Below are 20,765 nucleotides of genomic sequence, written 5' to 3' on the forward strand. Positions count from 1 at the left end.
CTACGCCCTTTTCGGGTTGCCCTCGCCGGAGGCCGCCGCCGGGGAAGTCTGTCCCGACTCGGGAACCTCCTCGAAGTCGACCTTCCCCATGTGCCGGTTCATCGACTTCATCAGCAGCCACACCCCCGCGGCCAGCGCCGCGAAGACGATGAAGCCGAGGACGCCGGGCGTCACCTTGTCGTTGTCGATGTCCTTGGCCAGCGGGACCAAGTGCGTCAGTGCCAGGCTTGCGCTCATATCAGGCATTCTCGCGTACGCCCGCGAAGAGGTCGTCCTCGGGGAGGGAAGTGTCCACGAGCGACTTCGCCAGCTCGTACTCCTCCGTCGGCCAGACCTCCTGCTGGATCTCCATCGGGACCCGGAACCAGCCGCCGTCGGGGTCGATCTGGGTGGCGTGCGCGATCAGCGCCTTGTCCCGGATCTCGAAGAAGTCCCCGCACGGAACGTGCGTGGTCAGCGTGCGCTCGACGCGCTCGAACTCCTTCCAGCGCTCCAGCCACTCGCCGTACGGGGACTCCATGCCCCGGTCGAGCAGCGCGTGGTGCAGCGCCAGGGTGCGCGGCTTGTTGAAGCCCTGGTTGTAGTAGAGCTTCCGCGGCTGGTAGGCCGGGCCGTACTCGGACTCCGGGAACTTCTCGGTGTCGCCCGCCCCGTCGAACGCCACCATGGAGATCTTGTGGGTCATGATGTGGTCGGGGTGCGGGTAGCCACCGTTCTCGTCGTACGTGGTGATCACCTGCGGACGGAAGGCGCGGATCTTGCGGACCAGCTCGCCCGCCGCCTTGTCCACGTCCTCCAGGGCGAAGCAGCCCTCGGGCAGCGGCGGCAGCGGGTCGCCCTCCGGCAGGCCGGAGTCGACGAAGCCCAGCCACTCCTGCTTGACCCCGAGGATCTCGCGGGCCTCGTCCATCTCCTTCTTGCGCACCTCGTGGATGTGCTCCTCGATGTACTTGTCGCCCTGGAGCTTCGGGTTGAGGATGGAGCCGCGCTCGCCTCCCGTGCAGGTCACGACCAGCACGTCCACCCCCTCGGACACATACTTCGCCATGGTGGCCGCGCCCTTGCTCGACTCGTCGTCGGGGTGGGCGTGCACGGCCATCAGTCGCAGCTGCTCAGTCAAGACAAGATCCTCAGTGATTCGGCGCCCTGGGTGTTGCCCTCTGTGATCCGGCGCGATGGGCGGCTTCTATAGTGACCGAATCGGGGGGCGGAAAATTCCGGGCACCCCCAGCAGCAGGAGGACGACCATGGCCGCGGCAAGCCAACCGCTTCCCGAGGGGCGCTACGGGCGCACCGCGGACCAGCGCGCCGACCGCAAGCTGAAGATCATCGGCTCGGTCCTCGGCGTCGGCCTGCTCGGCGTGGTCGGCTGGATCGGCTACGACTACGTGGGCGGCCAGTCCGTGTCGGCCGAGGTCATCAAGTTCAAGGTGGTCTCCGCCAAGGCCGTCGAGGTCCATCTGGAAGTGCGCAAGGACAAGGGCGAGACCGGTGTCTGCACCCTGCGCGCCCTGGAGACCGGCGGCGACGAGGTGGGCCGCAAGGACGTCCGCTTCGAGCAGCGGAAGGGCCGCATCGACGAGCTGATCACGGTCCAGACCACCTCGCGGGCGACCGCCGTCGACCTCGTCGGCTGCAAGTCGGTCTGACCCAGCGCTCGGCCCGGCTCGGTCCCGCACCGCGCGCCCGGCGGCCCCGCCGGTCGACGACCCCGCCTCGCCCGCGCTGACCTGCGCCGACGATTTCCCTACGGTTTTCGTCCTCCCCCTTGGCGCCCTGAATTGTTAGGCTCGTGGTTTCGCCCGCCCGAGAAGGCACATCCTTCTGGGTAGGGCGATGCGCTTGTATTCCCAGTACCGACGAGGAGCACCTGTGACCCAGACCAGCGACAACGTCACCTGGCTGACCCAGGAGGCGTACAACCAGCTCAAGGCCGAGCTGGAGTATCTGTCTGGTCCCGCGCGCACGGAGATCGCCGTAAAGATCGCGGCGGCCCGTGAGGAGGGTGACCTCCGGGAGAACGGCGGGTACCACGCGGCCAAGGAGGAGCAGGGCAAGATGGAGCTCCGGGTCCGCCAGCTGACCCAGCTCCTTGAGCACGCCAAGGTCGGCGAGGCGCCCGCCGCGGACGGCGTGGTGGCTCCCGGCATGCTCGTCACGATCGCCTTCGACGGCGACGAGGACGACACCCTGGAGTTCCTGCTCGCCTCGCGCGAGTACGCGTCGACCGAGATCGAGACGTACTCGCCGCAGTCCCCGCTCGGCTCCGGCGTGAACGGCAAGAAGATCGGCGAGGACGCCGAGTACGAGCTGCCGAACGGCAGGAAGGCCTCGGTGAAGATCCTCGCGGCCACGCCGTACACGGGCTGAGCCCTTTCCGTACGTGAACGAAGCCCCCGGCGGCCCTGGAAAGGGCGGCCGGGGGCTTCGCCGTGTGCGGCGGGGCCGGGTGCGTACGTCCGGGTTGCCTCAGGCCGTCGCCGAGCGGTACTTGCGCACCGCCAGGGTCCGGAACACCACGATGATCAGCAGCGACCAGAGCAGCGAGGCGATCACCGGGTGCTGCATCGGCCAGGCGTTGGACGGCACCACGCCCGGGTTGCCGAAGAGGTCCCGGCAGGCCTGGACGGTGGCGCTGAACGGGTTCCACTCGGCGACGTGCCGCAGCCACGGCGTCATCCCGGAGGTGGCGACGAACGCGTTGGACACGAACGTCACCGGGAAGAGCCAGATCAGCCCGCCGGAGGTGGCCGCCTCCGGCGTACGCACCGTGAGGCCGATCAGGGCGCCGATCCAGGAGAACGCGTACCCAAGCAGGAGCAGCAGCGCGAACGCGCCGAGCGCCTTCGGGATGCCGTGGTGGACGCGCCAGCCGACCAGCAGGCCGACGACGGCGAGCACCACCACGGTCAGCGCCGTCTGCACCAGGTCGGCCAGCGTGCGGCCGGTGAGGACCGCGCCGCGGGCCATCGGCAGCGAGCGGAACCGGTCGATGAGCCCCTTGTGCATGTCGTCCGCGATGCCCGCGCCGGCGCCGGCCGTGGCGAAGGTGACGGTCTGGGCGAAGATGCCCGCCATCAGGAACTCTCGGTAGGCGGCGGGGTCGGTGGACCCGGCGATGTTGACCGAGCCGCCGAACACGTAACTGAACAGCACCACGAACATGATCGGCTGGATCAGGCCGAAGATGATCATCTCGGGGATGCGCATCATCCGGATCAGATTGCGCTTGGCCACGACCAGCGAGTCGTTGACCGACTGGACGAGGCCGCCGCGCGGCTGCGGGGCTATGAGGTGCGGGGTTTCGACGACGGCGGTCACTTGGAGCCCTCCTTCTCGTTCTCGTCCTCGTCCTTCTGCTCGGCCACATGGCCGGTGAGGGAGATGAAGACGTCGTCGAGGGTCGGGCGGCGCAGCCCGATGTCGTCGATCTCCACTCCGCGGTTGTCGAGCTCGCGGATGACCTCGGCGAGCAGCTTGGCGCCGCCGGTGACCGGCACGGTGAGCTTGCGGGTGTGCTCGGCGACGGCGACCTCGCCCTTGCCGAACCCGGCGAGCACCGCGCGGGCGGGCTCGATCTCCTCGTGCTGGTGCACCACGACCTCGACGCGCTCGCCGCCGGTGCGGGCCTTGAGCTGGTCGGCGGTGCCGCGCTCGATGACCCGGCCGTGGTCGACCACGCAGATGTCGTGCGCGAGGTGGTCGGCCTCCTCCAGATACTGCGTGGTGAGCAGCAGGGTGGTGCCGCCCGCGACGAGCTCCTGGATGACCTCCCACAGCTGCTGGCGGTTGCGCGGGTCGAGGCCGGTCGTCGGCTCGTCCATGAACATCACGGGCGGCGACACGACCAGGGCGGCGGCCAGGTCGAGCCGGCGGCGCATACCGCCGGAGTACGTCTTGGCGGGGCGGTCGGCCGCGTCGGCGAGGTTGAACTTCTCAAGCAGCTCGCCCGCCCTGGCCTTCGCCTCCTTGGCCTTCATCTGGTAGAGCTGGCCGACCATTTGGAGGTTCTCGCGGCCGGTCAGATACTCGTCGACCGCCGCGAACTGACCGGACAGACCGATCGCGCGGCGTACCTCGTTGGGATGCTTGAGAACGTCGATGCCCGCGACCGTGGCCCGGCCGCTGTCGGGTTGGAGCAGGGTGGTCAGGACGCGCACGGTGGTGGTCTTGCCGGCGCCGTTGGGGCCGAGCAGGCCCAGAACCGTGCCCTCGGGGACATCGAGGTCCACGCCGTCCAGAGCCTTTACGTCGCCGAACGTCTTCACCAGGCCTTCGGCATAGATGGCGCCTGGCATGTTGGGTACCCCCAGAGTTTGGGTGTCGCTTCGTTCACAAATCCTAGATTTGCCGGGCATGTGATGCCCGGTGGAGCTGTGGCGCGGAACACAGACTAACGCGATGTATCGCGTTTACTCAAGAGGTACGACGGCTTCGGTGCGGGCATCGGGAAAGGCCTGGCGCCGCCCGATCCGGAGTGACCCGGCCCCCGGTCCGGAGCGGCCCCGCCGACCGGCCGGGGATCACCCGGCCCCCGGTCAGGAGATGGCCTCGTACCCGATCAGGAGATGACCTGGTACCCCTCTTCCCGCAGCGCCGCCCCGACCTCCAGGCAGTGCTCCGGCCCCTTCGTCTCCAGGTGCAACTCCACCTCCACTTCCGTGAGTCCGAGCCGCGGATCGGTCCGTACGTGGCTCACATCGAGGACGTTAGCGTCGACCACTGACAATGACCCGAGAAGCGCCGCGAGCGCCCCCGGCCGGTCCGGCAGGCGCAGCCGCAGGCTCAGATAGCGCCCGGCCGCCGCCATCCCGTGCCGCAGGATCCGCTGGAGCAGCACCGGGTCCACGTTGCCGCCCGACAGCACCGCCACCACCGGGCCCCGGAACGCCCCCGGATCGCTCAGCAGCGCCGCCACCGGGCTCGCCCCGGCGGGCTCCACGACCAGCTTGGCCCGCTCCAGGCAGAGCAGCAGCGCGCTGGAGAGCTCGTCCTCGGTGACCGTGCGGACCTCGTCCACCAGCTCCCTGATCAGCGCGAACGGCACGTCCCCGGGCCGCCCCACCTTGATCCCGTCGGCCATCGTCGGCGCCGGGTCGATCGCCACGGGGTGCCCGGCGGCCAGCGAGGGCGGATACGACGCCGAGGCCGCCGCCTGCACGCCGATCACCTTCACATCGGGGCGGACCGCTTTCACCGCGACCGCGATGCCCGCGGCCAGGCCGCCGCCGCCGATCCCGACGAGGATCGTGCGCACCTCCGGGCACTGCTCCAGGATCTCCAGGCCGACCGTGCCCTGGCCCGCGATGACGTCCGGGTGGTCGAAGGGGTGGATGAAGACCGCGCCCGTCTCGCGCGCGTACGCCTCGGCCGCCTCCAGCGTCTCGTCGACGACCGTGCCGTGCAGGACGACCTCCGCGCCGTACTCCCGGGTCGCGGCGACCTTCGGCAGGGGCGCGCCGACCGGCATGAACACCGTGGAGCGCACGCCCAGGAGCGAGGAGGCCAGTGCCACGCCCTGCGCGTGGTTGCCCGCGCTGGCGGCCACCACCCCGGCCGCCTTCTCCTCGGGGCGCAGCCCGGCGATCCGTACGTAGGCGCCCCTGAGCTTGAAGGAGCCGGTGCGCTGGAGGTTCTCGCACTTGAGGTGGACCGGGGCGCCGACCAGCTGCGTCAGATGCCGGGAGCCCTCCATCGCGGTCATCCTGGCGACCCCCGCGAGCATCTTCTGCGCGCCGCGGACGTCATCGAGGATCAGGGGACGCAAGGGGTCAGGCGTACTGAAGCTCATGACCGCAAGTCTCGCAGCTCATGGGCCCGGCGGCCGCTCCGCGCCGGATCCTCCCGGCAGTTGTCCACAGCTTTGTGCAGGGCCGGTACGCGTACCGGCCCGGCCGCGTACTCTGTCCCCCACCACACCGACCGCCGCACGAGAGAGCCCCGGCCATGCCCACTACTCAGGACATGACTTCCCATCTCGACCCAGGCCTCCTCGATGCCCTCCAGCACCAGGTGGCCATCTTCGCGCGCCGCGCGGAGCAGACCCGTCTCGGCGGCGTCGGCCAGGTCCGCAACTCGATGGACCGCGCGGCGTACCTGCTGCTCAACAGGCTGGACCAGGAAGGCCCGATGGGCGTCAAGGCGCTCGCGGCCGGCATGGGCATCGACTCGTCGACCGTCACCCGCCAGGTCGCCCCGCTCGTCGACACCGGCCTGGTCAAACGGACCTCGCACCCGGAGGACGGCCGCGCGGTCGTGCTCCAGCTGTCCCCGCGCGGCCAGACCCGCCTCGAAGAGGTGCGCTCCTCGCGCCGCGAGCTCATGGCGCAGGTGACCGACGGCTGGTCCGAGGAGGAACGGGAGTCCTTCTGCACCCTCCTGACCCGCTTCAACTCCGCTCTGTCGGCCCGCCAGTCGGCCGCCCAGGACCCGGCCGCACCGACCTCTTGACCTGCCGCTCGCACGGGCTTCATATGAGGCCATGCGCGAGCGGCAGACGGAACGGCAGCGCCGCAGCGCCCGCGAGTTCGAGGCGTTCGTGGCGGGCGCGGGGGGCCGGCTGCTGCATGCGGCCACCCTGCTCACCGGCGAGCCGCCCGAGCGCAACGACCGGGCCCGGCGCCTGCTGACCGCCGCCCTGGCGCGGACGTACGCGCGCTGGGACCCCGAGCACGGCGAGGACCCGTACGACCGCACCCGCCAGGAGCTGGTGGCCAGGTTCGCGAGCACCGCCTGGCGCTACCACCGCCACCGCGACCGGGCGACGGGCGTACTGGCCCGGCTCACCCCGCAGGAGCGGCTCGTGCTGGTGCTGCGGCTGTCCGAGGGCGTCGCCGAGGAGCAGGTCGCCGCGCTGATCGGCCTGCCGTGCGAGCGGGTCCGGGTGATCTGCACGCGCGCGATCGCGACGATGCGCAGCGCCCCGGCGGGCGCCCGCCACCCGCGCCCCCGCACGACCGCGGAGGGGGTGTCATGAGCCTGCCCGACCGCAAGGAGGCGGAGGTCCGCCGCCTCCTTGCGGGCCCGCACCCGCCGGTGCCGACCGAACTCGCCGTACGCGCGGCCGAGTTGGGCCTGCGGCTGCTGCGCCGCCGCCGGGCCGCGCGGCGGCTGATGTGGCTGGTGATCGTGGCGGCGGCGGTCGTCTTCACGGTGTGGGCCGCGCGGGTGCATCCGTGGGTGGCGCCGCCGTCGACGGTGGCGCCACCGGTGGAGGGCCTGTGAGGGGCCCCGGGCGACCCGGGACCCCTACGGGGTCGTAAGCGTGGCTTACGGAGCTCAGCCCAGCGCCTGCTGGAGGTCGGCCAGCAGGTCGTCCACGTTCTCGATGCCGACCGAGAGCCGCACCAGGTCGCCCGGCACCTCCAGGGCGGACCCGGCGACGCTGGCGTGCGTCATCCGGCCCGGGTGCTCGATCAGCGACTCGACGCCGCCCAGCGACTCACCGAGGGTGAAGACCTTGGTGCGGGCGCACAGGTCGACCGCCTCCTGCTCGCCGCCGGTGACCCGGAAGGAGATCATGCCGCCGAAGGCGCGCATCTGCTTGGCCGCGACCTCGTGGCCGGGGTGCTCGGGCAGCCCCGGGTAGAGCACCTGCGACACCTTGGGGTGGCGGGTCAGCATCTCCGCGATCTTCCCGGCGTTCTCGCTGTGCCGGTCCATGCGGACGGGCAGCGTCTTGATGCCGCGCAGCACCAGCCAGGAGTCGAACGGCCCGGCGACCGCGCCCATCGCGTTCTGGTGGTACGCCAACTCCTCGCCCAGTTCGGTCGAGTTGGTGACGAGGGCGCCGCCCACGACGTCCGAGTGACCGCCCATGTACTTCGTCAGGGAGTGCACGACGACGTCCGCGCCGAGCGCGAGCGGCTGCTGGAGGTAGGGGCTCGCGAAGGTGTTGTCGACGACCAGCTTGGCACCGGCGTCCTTGGCGACCGCCGCGACGGCCGCGATGTCGGTGATGCCGAGCAGCGGGTTCGAGGGCGTCTCGACCCAGATGGCCTTCGTACGGTCGGTGACCGCGGCCCGTACCGACGCCGGGTCGGAGGTGTCGGCGACCGACCACTCCACGCCCCACCGGGAGACGACCTTGGCGAAGAGGCGGAACGTACCGCCGTACGCGTCGTTGGGGATGACCACGTGGTCGCCGGGGGCCAGCAGCGTACGCAGCAGGCAGTCCTCGGCGGCCAGGCCGGAGGCGAAGGCGAGCCCGCGGACGCCGCCCTCCAGGGCCGCCAGGTTCTCTTCGAGGGCGGTGCGCGTCGGGTTGGCGCTGCGGCTGTACTCATAGCCGCCGCGCAGCCCGCCGACGCCGTCCTGCTTGTATGTGGAGACCTGGTAGATCGGGGGTACGACCGCGCCGGTCAGCGGATCCGCGGTGTTACCGGCGTGGATCGCGATGGTCTCGAAGCTCTTGTCGAGGTGCTCGTGGCTCATGGTCCAGAGCCTAGTTCGCCGGTGGCGGGGTGGGGTGCGCTCGCCGTTTCCTGAGATCCGGGTCGCCGCTTCGTGAGACCGGACGCGGCCTCGGCGGTCGGGCCGACCGCGGAACGGGGTGCGCGGCCGACGCGGGTTATCCACAGGTCCCGGCGCGGGTTGGCCAGAAGTCGGTGGGGTCTGCTTCGCTTGAGGCATGGAGATTCTCTGGATCCTGATCGCCGCGTGCATGCTGACGATGGCCCTGGGCCCGTGGGTGATGCGGCGCCGCCGGGCCGGCATCCAGCTGGCCGAGCCGGGCGCGCCCGACGCCGCGGACCCGGCGGAGTACGGCTTCGCGCGCCAGGAGGAGCTGGACGTACGGCTGCCGGGCCCGGACCAGGACCTCCTGGACGTACTGGACGTGGTGCAGGCGACCCAGGAGTGGCGGGCGGCGGCGCAGCTGCTCGCGGGCACGCCCAAGGAGGGCGAGCTGCGCTGGCAGCGCGTCCAGGCCTTCGCGGGCGCGGCCTCGCTGGAGCTGGCGCAGCGCCCCGGCGTCGGCGGCGCGTGGCTGCGCAAGTGGCGCTCGGAGTCCCCCAAGGACGCGGGCGCGGCGCAGGTGCACGCGGAGTTCCTGGTCCAGCAGGCGTGGCGCTCGTCGTCGGCCGGGCAGGACGACTTCCGGATCATCCTGGAGGAGGCCCGCGCGGTCTGCGCGGAGGCGGCGCTGCTGGCCCCGGGCGACCCGGTCCCGTACATCACCGAACTGGCGGTGGCCCGTGGACTCGCCTACCCGCACCCCGAATTCGAGCAGCTCTGGGCCAAGGTGATCGACCGCGCCCCGCACCACATGGGGGCGCACCTGTCGGCCCTCCACTACTGGTGCGAGAAGTGGCACGGCTCGCGCGCGCTGGCGGACGAGTTCGCGACGTCGGCGGCGGCGCGGGCGCCGCGCGGCTCGCTGCTCGCCGCGCTGCCGCTGTTCGCGGTGTACGAGCACATGCCCGACATCGTCCTGGTCACGGACTTCCACCGCACGATGGTGGTGAGCCGCGCCCTGGAGGGCGCCCTGCACGCGGTCCACTCGGCCCGCCCCGACGACCCGGTCCTGGCCCACGTCCGCCATCTGCTGGCGTTCTTCCTGGTCCGCGCGGAGCGCTGGTCGGAGTCGATGGACCAGTTCGTCCACCTGGACGGCTTCGTGGGCGCCCTGCCGTGGACGCTGTCCGAGGACCCGGCGGAGCAGTACGCGATATACCGGGCGCTGGCGGTGGCCGGGTACGAGGCGAACGGGGGGAACCCGGCGACGCTGCCGCGCTGAGGGCGGGCTTCGAGGCCGGGGGAATCCCACTCTGCCCCCGAACGTTGCAGGGGGTGGACCCGAACAGCCGCCGCCACCGCCAGTACCACTGCCATCGGAGCCCAGCATGTTCCTGAACAGCCGCACGCCCGTCCTCCCCGAGCCCGAGGAGGCCCTCAAGGGCCGCCCCGAGCCGGAATTCACCGTCCCCGACCGCCACACGGTCCTGGGCAACCCGCTGCAAGGCCCCTACCCCGAGGGCCTGGAGGTGGCGGACTTCGGCCTGGGCTGCTTCTGGGGCGCCGAGCGCAAGTTCTGGCAGACGGAGGGCGTGTGGACGACCCTGGTCGGCTACCAGGGCGGCTACACGCAGAACCCGACGTACGACGAGGTCTGCTCGGGCCTGACGGGCCACACGGAAGCGGTCCGCGTGGTCTACGACCCGAAGGTCGTCTCGTACGCGTCCCTCCTGAAGCTCTTCTGGGAGTCCCACAACCCCACGCAGGGCTTCCGCCAGGGCAACGACGTGGGCACGCAGTACCGCTCCGCGATCTACACCCACTCCGCCACGCAGGAGGCGGCGGCCACCGCGTCCCGCGAGGCCTACCAGAAGGTCCTCACGGCCTCGGGCCACGGCGAGATCACGACAACAGTCCTGCCGGCGGAGGGGCGCGTCTTCTACCCGGCCGAGGCCTATCACCAGCAGTACCTGGACAAGAACCCGGGCGGGTATTGCGGGATCGGGGGGACGGGGGTCAAGCTAGACGACCCGTTCGAGACGAACTGGGGGGCGTCTTGCCCGACGGGTATCGCTCCTGCGGAGGACTGACCTGGCTGGGTGCCCGCCGGACCGCCACGGTCAGCTCGCTCTGCGACCGATCACGGAAAGGTGAGCTCGGGCCGACTCCGAGAAGCTGTCCAAGATCGCCTTGCCCTTGGTGGCGCTGGCCAGTGACGGCTGGCCGATGATCCCGTTCGTCGTGTACCCGGCCATGCCCAGGGTCAGCAGGTGCGGGCGGCGGGGGGCTGAGTGGTCGTCTTGCTCGATGCCGTCGTGGACCAAGTGGGGCGCGCCGTGCAGGAGTAGCGAGACCTCGAACTCTCCACCGTGCATGTCATCGGCTCCGGTGCTCTCCAGCCCGGCGTCAGCGCGGGCCCGCGCTCGGTCTTCCGAGACGGGGAAGAGGGCGACGCGGGGGCCGTCGACGTTCAGCTCCTGGGCGACGTTGGACAGGACGTAGTTGCCGCCGTGGCCGTTGACGATCAGTAGGCCGGGGACACCGGACGCCTTCAGCGATCGCCAGATGTCGTTGACCATCGCGTACAGGGTGGTCGCGCTGATGCTCACTGTGCCTGCCATCGGCGCGTGCTCGTGGGAGCAGGAGATCGTGATCGGTGGCAGGAGGAAGAGACCGTGATCGTCTGCGATCCGCTTCGCGATCAGGCAGGCGATCGCCGTGTCCGTGATCAGTGGGAGGTGATCGCCATGCTGCTCGAAGCTCCCCACAGGGAGGACGGCGACGGCCGGTCCTCTGGTGCGCTCGTCTCCGGACGTCGCCTGCGTGATCAGTTCGTCCATGCCCCCAGCTTCCCTCATCGTCTGCGGTCCGACTAGGTAGCGAGTCGGTCGCGAACGATCTCGAAGCGCTCGATGAACGTCGCCACAGCGGGCACGTTCCGCTGTGGCCCGGCAGCGTGGGTCACGGCCTCCAACTCGGCGAGCGTTCGTGCCGACCCGGTCTGAGTGACGATCGCTAGAGCCTTCGTGGCGGCCTTGGCTCCCTGTTCGGGCTCACCGGCTTTGGCGTACGCACGGGCGAGCCGCGCGAGATAGACACCTCGATCGTTCCGGTAGATCTGCGGCAGGGCGGCGATCTCGTCCTCGAAGAGCTGGACGGCACGCAGGGGTTCGCCTAGATCGATCCAGCAGTTGGCCCGCTGGATTTCGATGTACGTAGGGGTGCAGTACGAGGTGTCGAGCGTGGTCGGTGGGTCGTTCACCGTGGGCTGTGACGCGTACTCGTGTGCCTCGTCGAACTTCGCCAGCGCCGCTCTGGGGTTGTGCTGCAACGCGTAGCCCGCGGCCTCTTGTTGAACGGCCAGCGCGGTGATTCCCGACGTCAGGTTCGGCACCCGCTGGGCCGCGCGCGCCAATCCGATCGCCCGTTCAGCGTTCGCCTGCGAGGCGGCCTGGTGGCTCTTCCGGAAGAGTACGTACGACTGCATGTGATCGTCGGCCGCCTCCTGGGCCCATTCCATCGACCGGTCAGACCAGTATCCCGCTGTGGGGAAGTCCCCGAGATCTTGGTACAGCCAGCCGAGGAATTCGGCAATCCGGCTGCCGAGCCGAAGTAACTCGTCCCGGGTTGAACCATTGGCATCCCGCAACAGGCGGTCGATCGTCTGTGCATGGTGGACGACCGTGGCAAGTGGTTGACGTGCGCCGAAGTAGTTGGCGCTCTTGTAATGCAGCGGGAGTTGGCTCTCGATGAGAGTCGTGGCGAACTGAGGGTCCGTGATGTCCTCGCCCGGGGACGCCACCCAAAGCTCGTCCGGGGTCGGGGCCAGACTCGAATCACCGACTGTCAACGACGTGGACAGGGAAGCCCGTTCGTCGCCCTCCCACCCCCGCCGCATGAGGCCGAGCATGTGGCCAGGGATGCGCAGGCCGTCAGCAACTCGCTCGATCACCGCTATGTCCTTGATGACCCGCTGCCCTTTGATCACCTCACCGACACGGCTCGGCGTCAGCTCGCAGCGACGGGCGATGAGAGCGGGGTAGATACCGGCCCGCTTCACCAATTTGAAGATCTCCGAGAAGTCGCGTTCGCGGCAGGCTTCGATCATCTCGGCGTCATTCAACAAGCGCACCGGGAGATCTTGTGACGCCTCGGTCTTGGACATGAGCGACGCTCCGGGATCGGCTCCGTGGATCGCTGTGGCGTGTCCCAGTGATGTTACCCACCGTGGGTAATCGCGCTGAGGTCGTTCGGGCGATTGCTCGCCGCAACTCTGGTGCCATGAAGACGAATGCGGCAGTGACGAACGGGACGACGGTAGTTCGCCGTTGGGCCCGTAGCGCTCGCAGCGTCGGTAGGGCGCGGTCCGTGCTACGGGAGACCCTGGCCGGTTGGGACCTGGGCGTCGTCGAAGACACGGCGCTGGTGGTGCTCTCCGAGCTGATCACCAATGCGGTCCGGCACACACATGTGCCACTTGGGAGCCAGATCCAGACGCGGTATCAGCGTGAAGGAGACGGCGTCCGCATCGAGGTCCACGACGCGGACGACGAGCTTCCCGCGGCGCGCGTACCGGGAGAGACCGGCGGATGGGGACTCATCCTCGTCGACAGCCTCGCCGCTCGCTGGGGCGTCGACGACCGGGACGGGATCGGCAAGTCGGTGTGGGCCGTGGTGAACGCGGCAGGGGATGAGGCGTGATGGCTCGGGTGCTTGCGCTGCGGGTTCAGCGCGGTGACTTGGTCCACACGCGCGGTCAGTGGCGAGAGGTCAAGTCGATCCGCGCCGACCGACACCCCTCCAGCGGGTCGCAGGTGGTGTTGCTCTTCCGCTCCGGCCCAGCGCTACGGGTGAAGGCTCGTGACGTGCTGACGGTGAGCCGGAGCGGCCCGGCTGCGCGAGGGAAGTCGAGAAGGGGGCGGCCATGACGACCCCTCGGGCGGTCTGGCGGTTCGCGGACTGGGTGTTGCAGCTCGACACCTCGGGTAGCAGGCCGATCTTCGAGAGCCAGTGCACGACATGCAACGACTCGTCCGAAGCCTCGGACGGCAAGGAGGTGCCCGAACTGTGGTGCCTGCGGCACGCGGGCGCCACCGGCCACACCGGATTCCGGGCCGTGGCGACGTCGTTCTTCAGGGCGACGTTACTTGAGCGCGACGGGGCGGGCTGATGCGTCAGCGACTGTTCGCCTTCGGGATCGTCATCTTCTGGATCACTGTCTATGTGCCGTTGGCGGTGATCAGCGATCCGCATTTGCACGGCTGATGACTTCTGGCCCTCCGAGGCCAGAAGTGGGCCGGGCCACCCCATGCCCTGGTAAGCGAAGGGTGGCCCGGTTGGGGACACTGCGGCCCCCGGTGCCAGATGGTATCCGGGGCCGCTGTGCTGCGCTTCTGTCTTGGCACACAAGGGAGTTGATCCGGTACTACCCGAGACTGGACAGAGGTGGACTGTCGTGAGCGGCATGGAGGGCGAGGGTCTGTACGACGGCCTGGACGCGGTGGAGATGGACGTCGGGCTGTGGTCGCCGGGGGTGGATTACCTGGCGGGCTGGCGTGAGGCGCGGGTGGCGGCGGACCGGTTGAACCGGGCGCTGCTGGCGGCGGGGTTCGAGCTGTCGGAGCTGCGGGCGAGTGCGACGACGACCGGGGACGGGCGTGGGGTGGTGCGGCTGGCGGGCTGGCCGGGTGTGGTGGACCGGCTGGCGCGGTGCCTGGAGCGGGCCGCCGACGATGATGGTGACGCGGCGCCGTGAGGGGCGTTTCGCCTGGTGGGTGGCGCGCGTGGGCACGTCGCCGACCGCAGAGACTTTGGGCGGTAGCTGCCATGGGGCGAGTGAACAGGGGGCCCTACGCTGGCCCGGCGAATCGGGCGGGCACCTGCCCTGCCCGCGTCTGCGCCCGATGGGCCCCCTGTTCTTCGAGGCTCGCCCCATGGGAGCTGCCTAAAGTCTCGGAGGCCGTCGACCCCCAGCCCCGTGGACACCGGCCCTCGTCGGCCGGTCGGCGCTCTACATCCTTGGGCGTGTGGTGTGGGGCGTCGGGCGTCCGGCCGGGACCGGCGGTCACGCCGCATGCCCGGCCGGGGCGGCCGGGCGGCCCGGCGCGCCGCAGGCGCGCCCTTGAGGAAGTGAAGACTGTTTCGACCGATGGCCGTTGGCGCTCAGGTGCGGGTGCGCCGGGCGGGTTGCTGGTCGGCGGTGATCTTGTAGGCGAGTTCGGCCCGGTCCGCGCCGACGCGCAGCTCTTCGAGGATCAGGGGCCGGTCGTCGGTGCCGTGCGTGACGCGGCTGGTGTGCAGGACCGGGGTCGCGTCAGGCAGGTGCAGGGCGGCGCGCTCGTCGGGCAGGGGCATGCGGGCGCGCACCGTCTCGGACCACCACAGCTTGTGCCCGGCCTTCGTCAGCAGGGCGTAGATCGTCGGTGGGGGCGTGTCCGGTGCGTCGGCCAGGCCAGAGATCGCCTCGGCGGTCGCGAAGGGGATCAGGGTGCGGTGCATCGTGCGGGTGCCGGTGGCCGGGTCGGTGAGCAGGCGGTCGCAGCCGAAGAGGGCTTCTTCTTCCCCGAGTTCGAGCAGGGCGCCGGTGGCCTTGGTGGTGTGGGAGCGGTAGGTCTTGGGTTCCTCGGCCTCGTCCCAGGCCTCGCCGTTGTGGGTGGTGAACCGTCCGCCGGTGGTGCGGCTGATGCGGCGCTCGATCGTCACGGCGGGCAGGCCGCTGGAGCGGACGAAACTGCCCTTGCCGTGCCGGACGTCGATCAAGCCTTCCGCGCGCAGTGCGGCAATCGCGTTGCGGACGGTGGGGCGCGAGACCTGGTAGCGCTCGATGAGCTGGGCCTCGGAGGGGAGCGGTGCGTCGGGGGTGAACTCGCCGGAGAGGATCGCTTCGCGGATGGCGGCGGCGACCTGCTGGTAGAGGGCTCCGGGGCGCTGGATCTCGCTCATCTGGACACCTTTGTCGTGGGTGTGGTGGGGACATAGGCACGTCGCACGCGCGACATCACTCGTCAGCATAAGTACTTGACCCTGCGCCGTACAGAGCCTCATAGTCATCACTCGTAAGGACAAGTGACGTCAGTATCTGGCTGGCGTCGTGAGCGGCCTAGGAGGCCAAGATCATGCAGTCCATTCCCGTGGACACGACACGACTCGGCGTACTGCGGTGCGCCATCGCACCCGAGAAGAAGATCACCAACTCCGAGACCGGGGAGGTGAAGAGGGACCGCGACGGCAACCCGATGTACACCGTGGCCGTCACGGTCCGCCAGGACGCCCGCAGGATCTCGGTGATCGAGATCGCGATGAGCGGCGAGCCCAAGGGCATCGAGGAAGGAATGATCGTCAAGGTCACCGGGCTGCTCGCGTTCGCCTGGTCGATGGGTGACCGGCACGGGATCAGCTTCCGGGCCGATGCGATCACGCCCGTCCCTGCCTCGGCTCCGAGTGCCTTACCGAAGGCGGGTGGTGCGTGATGGGTGCCATCCTGCTCGCGCTGGCGCTCGCCGCACTCGCCTGGGCGCTGGTCCTCGGTGATCTGCTGCGGCGGACTCGTCCAGCCTGGCACTGGTACGTGACCGGCTACCCGCTCACCGCATGCCGGGTGATCTTCACCTGGCGCAAGGTCGCGATGCTCAACGACCTGTCCGTCTCCCGCCGTCCGCCGCGCGGCCTGATCGGTGACATCGTGGTCAAGGGTGACCCGCTGCGGCCCATCGCGCCGCGCCTCTCCTTCCCGCGCGCCACCCGCATGGGCCTGACGGTGATCGTGCGCCTGCATCCGGGGCAGACCCCCGCCACGTACCTGAAGGCGGCCGACGCGCTGATGCACGCCTGGAGGGTCCACGCGGTACGCGTCACCTCGCCCGAACGTGGCCGCGTGCTGCTGACCGCAACGGCTGTTGATCCTCTGGAGCGGCCGGGCCTGGCAACGGCACCCGCAGTCCTGCTGTCGGCGCTGATCGGCGCACTGGAGAGTGGCGGCGCCTGGGTCATGGACCTGCGCCTGGTGCCGCACTGGCTCATCACCGGCGCCACCCGGTCCGGCAAGTCGACGCTGCTGGCCCGGCTGATCACGCAGCTCGCGCCGCAGCCGGTCGCCCTGGTCGGTATCGACTGCAAGGGCGGCATGGAACTCGGTCTGTTCTCCCCCAGGTTGAGTGCCCTGACGACGTGCCGACGTGAGGCAGTCGCCGTGCTGGCCGCGCTCGTGACCGACATGCAGGAGCGCATGCTGATCTGCCGGGCGGCGGGGGCCCGCTCGATCTGGGAACTGCCCGACAAGCTCCGGCCCGCCCCCGTCGTCGTGATCGTCGACGAACTGGCCGAGCTCTACCTCTCAGACGGCACCCGCGAAAGCAAGAGTGAGGCGGAGCAGTGCTCCGTCCTGCTGCTGCGCATCGCCCAGCTCGGGGCCGCGCTCGGGATGCACCTGGTCGTCGCCGGACAACGCGTCGGCTCCGACCTCGGCCCCGGCGTCACCGCACTGCGCGCCCAACTCGCCGGACGCATCTGCCACCGCGTCAACGACCCCGGCACGGCGGAAATGACCCTCGGGGACCTCAACAAGGACGCTGTCGCGGTCGCCCAGTCCATCACCGCCGAAGAACAGGGCGTGGCCGTCTGCACCGCCCCGGACGGCGGCTGGTCCCGGGCCCGCTCGCACCTCACGCCGACCGAGGAAGCCACGGCGACCGCACGCAAGTACGCGGCCATGACGCCTCACCTGCCCGCCTTCGACCGCGCCCTCGCCGCGCAGGCAGGGGGCGCCCGATGATCAGCGAATCATCCGCGCTGCCGCTCGTCGTGGTCTTCGGGATCATCAGCGTCCTGCTGGTGCGCTCCCGCGATGTGCGGGCCTGGGAAGCGGTCTGCATCGGCCTGTTCGGCATGTACCTCGGTCAGACTCCGGTCCTGTTCACCATCGACGGGCTCGTGACCTGGTTCCTGCACGGCTTCACCTCACCCTGACCCGAGCAGGAAGGAGCTACGTCATGCCCATGAGCCGCGTGCGCTGCCCGGCCTGCAAGGGCGAAGGGGCCCGCACCACGTGGACCGGACGACGCCGCCGATGCCGCGTCTGCCGGGGCACCGGCACCATCCGCTGAACCACCCCACACCCCACCTGACCACCCGAAGGAGCACCTGCATGGACAACGCCACCCCGCCCACCATCCACCCGGCCGCCACGGCGGCCCCCTGCGGAAGGTCCCCGCCATCACCCCCGAGTCCACCCCGAACCCGGCTGACAGGCGCGCCCACCTCAACCGTGCGGCGCGCCTGCGTCAGCTCTCCGAAGCAGACCGCGACGCGATACGCCTCGCCCAAGACCCCCAGTTCGCCCGCTGGCTCGACCAAGTACGCGCCACCGGCGGCTGTGCCCACCCGATCCACCTCTCCGGCTCCACGACCACATGGAACGAAGCGACCGGCGAGATCCTGCACCACTACGACACCCGCACCGAACCCGGCGGACGCCTCCTGATCCGCTGCCGCAACCGCCGCGCGACCGTCTGCGGTCCGTGCTCCCGACTCCACGCCGGAGACACCTTCCACCTGGTGCGCGCGGGCCTGGTCGGCGGCAAGAACGTTCCCCCGGCGGTCCGCGACCGGCCGCGCCTCTTCATCACCCTGACCGCCCCGTCCTTCGGGCCCGTCCACCGCGCTGGGGAACGGTGCCGACCACGCCGCGACGGCAGCACCTGCGAACACGGGCACCCCCTCGGCTGCGGCGCCATCCACGACACGGACGCTCCCCAGGTCGGCCAACCGCTCTGCGCCGACTGCTACGACTACCCCGCCCACGTGCTGTGGCACGCGCACGCGGGAATGCTGTGGGACCGGTTCACCCGCGACGTCCGGCGCCGCCTCGCCACCTCGGCCGGGCTCGTACAGTCCCACTTCCCCCAGCACGCCCGGCTGTCCTTCGCCTGCGTCGCCGAGTACCAAAAGCGCGCCGCCGTCCACGTGCACGCCGTCGTGCGCCTCGACGGCCCGGCCGGACCCGCCGACGAACCCCCGCCCTGGGGCACCGCCGACCGCCTGGCCGACGCCGTACGCGCCTCTGTCCACCGGGTCGTGGTCCGCACCCCGTACAGCCCTGCCGTCGGTGAACTCGCCCTGCGCTGGGGCGTCCAGATCGACATCCGCCCGCTACGCGCCGACGGCGGCGGACCAGACGACGACGCAGTGGCCGCGTACATCGCGAAGTACGTCACCAAGAGCGCCAGCGACACCGGAGCCGGAACCGACTACCCGCTCACCACCCGGCACGACATCGACACAGCCCGCGTCACCGACCACGTCCGCACCCTCATGCACACCTGCTGGCACCTCGGCAGCCTCCCCGAATACGCACCCCTGCGCCTACGCCCCTGGACCCACACCCTCGGCTACCGAGGCCACATCCTCACCAAATCCCGCACCTACTCCACCACCTACACCGCCCTACGCGCCGACCGCGCCCAACACCAGGGCCACCACGAGATGCCGGACGGCATCACCGAAGCCCAGTGGCGCTACACCGGCTCCGGCCACACCCCCGGCGCCTCCCTCATTGCCGCAGGCACCGCAGAGGACTTGGCCGCGAGCAGGGAAGCGGCGCGGGATGCCATCGGCACACCGGATGGGGGCGCCCTTGGTGCCGGATGAGCTCAGAGAGCGAGTCACGGCCTCTCGCGCCAGGCAAGGGCTTCCGCCAGTGATCGAGGACCTTGCCGTGATCGAGAAAGTCGCACAGGTCTTCACCCTCATCAACCCCGCGCGGCCCGTCGGGACTGACCGCGCTACGCGACCCAGTCGAAGACGAAACGGTCGGGGTCCCACCGTTTGTGCGGGTTCGCCGGACGTACCTCTATCGACCGGACGCACGCCTTGATGATCGCCCGTCGCTGGGAGTTGTTCATCCTCTTCCAACGAGCCTGCATGTCCTCGAAGCTACCGACGAACCCCATGAGCACAGCTACCCGCGAGACCTTCGCATGCTTCGCGCGGTTCCGCTCCAGCCGCTCCTCGATCGGTTCGCGTGCGATCATCCACTCCTTGCGGCTGATACGCCGCTCCCCCATGTCCCGGGCCAGTTCTTCGAGTTCCTGCTCATCGGTCCGGATCTCGTCGTACAGGTCGTTGCCTGCCGTGTCCTGCCCCCGCAGTCGCTCCATGAGGGCGCCCGACTCCAGAGCCGCGAGCACCATGTCCCGAATGTGATCGTCCGTACGCTCGGTGTTGGTGGCCGTACCGGCGCAGGCGTCTGTGCCAGGGGTGTTGGGGCAGACGTAGCGCCGAACTCCGCTCCTCGGGCGGCCGATCATCCCCCACCCGCACGGCTTGCCATCTGCCTTGGGCTTCCCGCAGCGGAGTACACCGGAGAGCAGGTAGCTTCGCCTCGTCGAGCCCTCGACAGTCGTCCGGCGGGCCGGGTCGCTCAGGACCCTGCGCACCCGGTCCGAGTCCTCATGACTGATGATCCCCGGCCATACCGCATCGGCAACGATCTCCCCCAGTAAGGGCTTGGTGCTCTCCCACGAACTACGCGGCGTGTGCTCCCGGCGCCCGCTGATCCGGGCCGATGCCAGCAAGCGCCGCAACCCGCTGGGCTTCCACGACTTGCCCGCCACACTGACGATCTTCCGCTCCTGCCAGTCCCGGCAGATGCTCGCCAGGCTCTCGTTCGCCAGTACGCGCCTCACTCCCTCGCGTATGTACTTGGCCTCTTTCTCCCGGATCGTCATCCGGTCGTCCTCATAGCCGAACGGCCGCTTACCGCCTCCGGCGACCTTGCCCGCCTCGGCGGCCTGGCGCCTCTGGCGTTTCTGACGCTCGGACTTGTGCTCCGCCTCGTGTCGCGCGGCAGCCCCCAGCATGCGCGCGATCATGCGACCGGTCGGCGTGGCCAAGTCGATCTCACCTGTGACAGTGGCCAGTTCGAGGCCGCACCGGTCCGCGAGATCAATGACGTCTTCCAGTTCGCGGGGAGATCGGGTAAGACGGTCGACGTGCCAGCAGACGACCGCGTCGACCACGCCCCCGTTGATGTCCCCCAGCAGCTCCTGCCACTTCGGCCGGGGAGCTCCCGAGTACGCACTCACGTCGTTGTCCGGGTAGACGGCCACCACGTCCCACCCCTTGCGCGCACACAGCGCCCGGCAGTCCTCCTCCTGGCGCGCGACGCCAAGCCCGGCGCCGCCCCTGTCCTGACTGATCCGAACATAGATTCCGGCTCGTCGCGTCATGGGTCACATTGCTACACCCTCGTAGGGACGGGGGTTTCTTGCCCGATCGGGGTGGCGAAGGCGGACGGCTGACGGGCTGAGCCAGTG

At 70.0% G+C, this 20,765-nt stretch carries 24 protein-coding genes; 14 read left to right on the forward strand and 10 right to left on the reverse strand.

The window, feature by feature from the left end; all coding sequences use genetic code 11:
• A complete protein-coding gene (locus QIY60_RS08495) occupies positions 1-246 on the reverse strand; it encodes a hypothetical protein (RefSeq protein ID WP_283141857.1) in 246 nt (81 codons plus the stop codon).
• A complete protein-coding gene (gene mca, locus QIY60_RS08500) occupies positions 239-1,120 on the reverse strand; it encodes a mycothiol conjugate amidase Mca (protein ID WP_283141858.1) in 882 nt (293 codons plus the stop codon). Before mca ends, QIY60_RS08495 begins: the two co-directional genes overlap by 8 nt.
• A 127-nt stretch (positions 1,121-1,247) precedes the next feature.
• On the opposite strand from mca, the gene QIY60_RS08505 reads away from it, so the two are divergent.
• Both QIY60_RS08505 and greA read left to right on the forward strand, forming a co-directional pair.
• Positions 1,248-1,649, forward strand: coding sequence for a DUF4307 domain-containing protein (locus QIY60_RS08505; RefSeq protein WP_283141859.1), 402 nt, complete (start codon positions 1,248-1,250; stop codon positions 1,647-1,649).
• 223 nt (positions 1,650-1,872) lie between these two features.
• Entirely contained in the window at positions 1,873-2,370 is a 498-nt protein-coding gene (gene greA / locus QIY60_RS08510) for a transcription elongation factor GreA (protein WP_101389794.1), read from the forward strand.
• 99 nt (positions 2,371-2,469) lie between these two features.
• On the opposite strand, the gene QIY60_RS08515 is transcribed toward greA, so the two are convergent.
• The 3 genes from QIY60_RS08515 to ilvA all read right to left on the reverse strand — a co-directional run bounded on the left by QIY60_RS08515 (position 2,470) and on the right by ilvA (position 5,791).
• Positions 2,470-3,321, reverse strand: a complete 852-nt coding sequence (locus QIY60_RS08515) for an ABC transporter permease (protein WP_283141860.1) — start codon at positions 3,319-3,321, stop codon at positions 2,470-2,472.
• Positions 3,318-4,298: an ATP-binding cassette domain-containing protein gene (locus QIY60_RS08520; RefSeq protein ID WP_283141861.1), complete on the reverse strand. Its 981-nt coding sequence runs from the start codon at positions 4,296-4,298 to the stop codon at positions 3,318-3,320. The genes QIY60_RS08515 and QIY60_RS08520 overlap by 4 nt, the downstream gene beginning before the upstream one ends.
• A gap of 263 nt (positions 4,299-4,561) precedes the next feature.
• Complete coding sequence (gene ilvA / locus QIY60_RS08525) at positions 4,562-5,791, reverse strand: threonine ammonia-lyase (protein ID WP_283141862.1); 1,230 nt, start codon at positions 5,789-5,791, stop codon at positions 4,562-4,564.
• A gap of 155 nt (positions 5,792-5,946) precedes the next feature.
• On the opposite strand from ilvA, the gene QIY60_RS08530 reads away from it, so the two are divergent.
• Genes QIY60_RS08530 through QIY60_RS08540 form a run of 3 tightly spaced genes read left to right on the forward strand, consistent with a single transcriptional unit; the run spans position 5,947 to position 7,224 of the window.
• Positions 5,947-6,450, forward strand: coding sequence for a MarR family transcriptional regulator (locus tag QIY60_RS08530; protein ID WP_101389790.1), 504 nt, complete (start codon positions 5,947-5,949; stop codon positions 6,448-6,450).
• Positions 6,451-6,481: 31 nt separating this feature from the next.
• On the forward strand, positions 6,482-6,976 hold the full coding sequence (locus QIY60_RS08535; protein ID WP_283141863.1) for a sigma factor-like helix-turn-helix DNA-binding protein: 495 nt from the start codon (positions 6,482-6,484) through the stop codon (positions 6,974-6,976).
• Positions 6,973-7,224: a hypothetical protein gene (locus QIY60_RS08540; RefSeq protein ID WP_283141864.1), complete on the forward strand. Its 252-nt coding sequence runs from the start codon at positions 6,973-6,975 to the stop codon at positions 7,222-7,224. The genes QIY60_RS08535 and QIY60_RS08540 overlap by 4 nt, the downstream gene beginning before the upstream one ends.
• 54 nt (positions 7,225-7,278) lie before the next feature.
• Here the strand turns inward: QIY60_RS08540 and QIY60_RS08545 are convergent, their stop codons facing one another.
• Positions 7,279-8,433: a cystathionine gamma-synthase gene (locus QIY60_RS08545; protein ID WP_283141865.1), complete on the reverse strand. Its 1,155-nt coding sequence runs from the start codon at positions 8,431-8,433 to the stop codon at positions 7,279-7,281.
• 196 nt (positions 8,434-8,629) lie between these two features.
• Here QIY60_RS08545 and QIY60_RS08550 point away from each other — a divergent pair, with 196 nt between their 5' ends.
• Together QIY60_RS08550 and msrA are read left to right on the forward strand one after the other, a co-directional pair.
• Positions 8,630-9,736 carry a hypothetical protein gene (locus QIY60_RS08550; protein ID WP_283141866.1) on the forward strand — a complete coding sequence of 369 codons (1,107 nt, stop codon included), beginning with the start codon at positions 8,630-8,632 and terminating at the stop codon, positions 9,734-9,736.
• 106 nt (positions 9,737-9,842) lie between these two features.
• The gene (gene msrA / locus QIY60_RS08555; RefSeq protein ID WP_283141867.1) at positions 9,843-10,544 is read left to right on the forward strand and encodes a peptide-methionine (S)-S-oxide reductase MsrA; all 702 of its coding nucleotides are present in this window, start codon (positions 9,843-9,845) and stop codon (positions 10,542-10,544) included.
• Between the two features lie 30 nt (positions 10,545-10,574).
• Here the strand turns inward: msrA and QIY60_RS08560 are convergent, their stop codons facing one another.
• Both QIY60_RS08560 and QIY60_RS08565 read right to left on the reverse strand, forming a co-directional pair.
• Positions 10,575-11,294, reverse strand: coding sequence for a creatininase family protein (locus tag QIY60_RS08560; RefSeq protein ID WP_283141868.1), 720 nt, complete (start codon positions 11,292-11,294; stop codon positions 10,575-10,577).
• 32 nt (positions 11,295-11,326) lie between these two features.
• Positions 11,327-12,619 (reverse strand): hypothetical protein, encoded by a 1,293-nt coding sequence (locus QIY60_RS08565; RefSeq protein WP_283141869.1) that lies wholly within the window; start codon positions 12,617-12,619, stop codon positions 11,327-11,329.
• 116 nt (positions 12,620-12,735) lie between these two features.
• Between QIY60_RS08565 and QIY60_RS08570 the strand changes: the two genes are divergently transcribed.
• The 3 genes from QIY60_RS08570 (at position 12,736) to QIY60_RS08580 (ending at position 14,209) form a co-directional block, all read left to right on the forward strand.
• Positions 12,736-13,155 carry an ATP-binding protein gene (locus QIY60_RS08570; RefSeq protein WP_283141870.1) on the forward strand — a complete coding sequence of 140 codons (420 nt, stop codon included), beginning with the start codon at positions 12,736-12,738 and terminating at the stop codon, positions 13,153-13,155.
• Between the two features lie 223 nt (positions 13,156-13,378).
• Positions 13,379-13,624: a hypothetical protein gene (locus QIY60_RS08575; protein ID WP_283141871.1), complete on the forward strand. Its 246-nt coding sequence runs from the start codon at positions 13,379-13,381 to the stop codon at positions 13,622-13,624.
• A 294-nt stretch (positions 13,625-13,918) separates the two neighbouring features.
• On the forward strand, positions 13,919-14,209 hold the full coding sequence (locus QIY60_RS08580) for a hypothetical protein (RefSeq protein WP_283145861.1): 291 nt from the start codon (positions 13,919-13,921) through the stop codon (positions 14,207-14,209).
• 407 nt (positions 14,210-14,616) lie between these two features.
• Here QIY60_RS08580 and QIY60_RS08585 read toward each other — a convergent pair whose 3' ends face one another.
• On the reverse strand, positions 14,617-15,396 hold the full coding sequence (locus QIY60_RS08585; protein ID WP_283141872.1) for a GntR family transcriptional regulator: 780 nt from the start codon (positions 15,394-15,396) through the stop codon (positions 14,617-14,619).
• 173 nt (positions 15,397-15,569) lie between these two features.
• Here QIY60_RS08585 and QIY60_RS08590 point away from each other — a divergent pair, with 173 nt between their 5' ends.
• The 4 genes from QIY60_RS08590 to QIY60_RS08605 all read left to right on the forward strand — a co-directional run bounded on the left by QIY60_RS08590 (position 15,570) and on the right by QIY60_RS08605 (position 19,098).
• Positions 15,570-15,923: a hypothetical protein gene (locus QIY60_RS08590; RefSeq protein WP_283141873.1), complete on the forward strand. Its 354-nt coding sequence runs from the start codon at positions 15,570-15,572 to the stop codon at positions 15,921-15,923.
• Positions 15,923-17,224 (forward strand): FtsK/SpoIIIE domain-containing protein, encoded by a 1,302-nt coding sequence (locus tag QIY60_RS08595; protein ID WP_283141874.1) that lies wholly within the window; start codon positions 15,923-15,925, stop codon positions 17,222-17,224. Before QIY60_RS08590 ends, QIY60_RS08595 begins: the two co-directional genes overlap by 1 nt.
• The gene (locus QIY60_RS08600) at positions 17,221-17,418 is read left to right on the forward strand and encodes a hypothetical protein (protein ID WP_283141875.1); all 198 of its coding nucleotides are present in this window, start codon (positions 17,221-17,223) and stop codon (positions 17,416-17,418) included. Before QIY60_RS08595 ends, QIY60_RS08600 begins: the two co-directional genes overlap by 4 nt.
• Before the next feature lie 309 nt (positions 17,419-17,727).
• Complete coding sequence (locus QIY60_RS08605; protein ID WP_283145862.1) at positions 17,728-19,098, forward strand: replication initiator; 1,371 nt, start codon at positions 17,728-17,730, stop codon at positions 19,096-19,098.
• Positions 19,099-19,232: 134 nt separating this feature from the next.
• On the opposite strand, the gene QIY60_RS08610 is transcribed toward QIY60_RS08605, so the two are convergent.
• A complete protein-coding gene (locus QIY60_RS08610) occupies positions 19,233-20,678 on the reverse strand; it encodes a recombinase family protein (RefSeq protein ID WP_283141876.1) in 1,446 nt (481 codons plus the stop codon).
• Positions 20,679-20,765 lie beyond the last annotated feature (87 nt).

Origin of the sequence: Streptomyces sp. BPTC-684, assembly GCF_030028635.1 — a bacterium.
GTDB lineage: Bacteria > Actinomycetota > Actinomycetes > Streptomycetales > Streptomycetaceae > Streptomyces > Streptomyces noboritoensis.

Coding starts and splice junctions, on each gene's coding strand:
- QIY60_RS08610 (WP_283141876.1), bottom strand. CDS start 20,678: ATGACGCGACGAGCCGGAATCTATGTTCGGATCAGTCAGGACAGGGGC.
- QIY60_RS08590 (WP_283141873.1), top strand. CDS start 15,570: ATGCAGTCCATTCCCGTGGACACGACACGACTCGGCGTACTGCGGTGC.
- ilvA (WP_283141862.1), bottom strand. CDS start 5,791: ATGAGCTTCAGTACGCCTGACCCCTTGCGTCCCCTGATCCTCGATGAC.
- QIY60_RS08550 (WP_283141866.1), top strand. CDS start 8,630: ATGGAGATTCTCTGGATCCTGATCGCCGCGTGCATGCTGACGATGGCC.
- QIY60_RS08575 (WP_283141871.1), top strand. CDS start 13,379: ATGACGACCCCTCGGGCGGTCTGGCGGTTCGCGGACTGGGTGTTGCAG.
- QIY60_RS08530 (WP_101389790.1), top strand. CDS start 5,947: ATGCCCACTACTCAGGACATGACTTCCCATCTCGACCCAGGCCTCCTC.
- QIY60_RS08505 (WP_283141859.1), top strand. CDS start 1,248: ATGGCCGCGGCAAGCCAACCGCTTCCCGAGGGGCGCTACGGGCGCACC.
- QIY60_RS08585 (WP_283141872.1), bottom strand. CDS start 15,396: ATGAGCGAGATCCAGCGCCCCGGAGCCCTCTACCAGCAGGTCGCCGCC.
- QIY60_RS08595 (WP_283141874.1), top strand. CDS start 15,923: ATGGGTGCCATCCTGCTCGCGCTGGCGCTCGCCGCACTCGCCTGGGCG.
- QIY60_RS08600 (WP_283141875.1), top strand. CDS start 17,221: ATGATCAGCGAATCATCCGCGCTGCCGCTCGTCGTGGTCTTCGGGATC.
- msrA (WP_283141867.1), top strand. CDS start 9,843: ATGTTCCTGAACAGCCGCACGCCCGTCCTCCCCGAGCCCGAGGAGGCC.
- QIY60_RS08545 (WP_283141865.1), bottom strand. CDS start 8,433: ATGAGCCACGAGCACCTCGACAAGAGCTTCGAGACCATCGCGATCCAC.
- QIY60_RS08520 (WP_283141861.1), bottom strand. CDS start 4,298: ATGCCAGGCGCCATCTATGCCGAAGGCCTGGTGAAGACGTTCGGCGAC.
- QIY60_RS08560 (WP_283141868.1), bottom strand. CDS start 11,294: ATGGACGAACTGATCACGCAGGCGACGTCCGGAGACGAGCGCACCAGA.
- QIY60_RS08535 (WP_283141863.1), top strand. CDS start 6,482: ATGCGCGAGCGGCAGACGGAACGGCAGCGCCGCAGCGCCCGCGAGTTC.
- QIY60_RS08495 (WP_283141857.1), bottom strand. CDS start 246: ATGCCTGATATGAGCGCAAGCCTGGCACTGACGCACTTGGTCCCGCTG.
- QIY60_RS08540 (WP_283141864.1), top strand. CDS start 6,973: ATGAGCCTGCCCGACCGCAAGGAGGCGGAGGTCCGCCGCCTCCTTGCG.
- QIY60_RS08570 (WP_283141870.1), top strand. CDS start 12,736: ATGAAGACGAATGCGGCAGTGACGAACGGGACGACGGTAGTTCGCCGT.
- QIY60_RS08580 (WP_283145861.1), top strand. CDS start 13,919: ATGGAGGGCGAGGGTCTGTACGACGGCCTGGACGCGGTGGAGATGGAC.
- QIY60_RS08565 (WP_283141869.1), bottom strand. CDS start 12,619: ATGTCCAAGACCGAGGCGTCACAAGATCTCCCGGTGCGCTTGTTGAAT.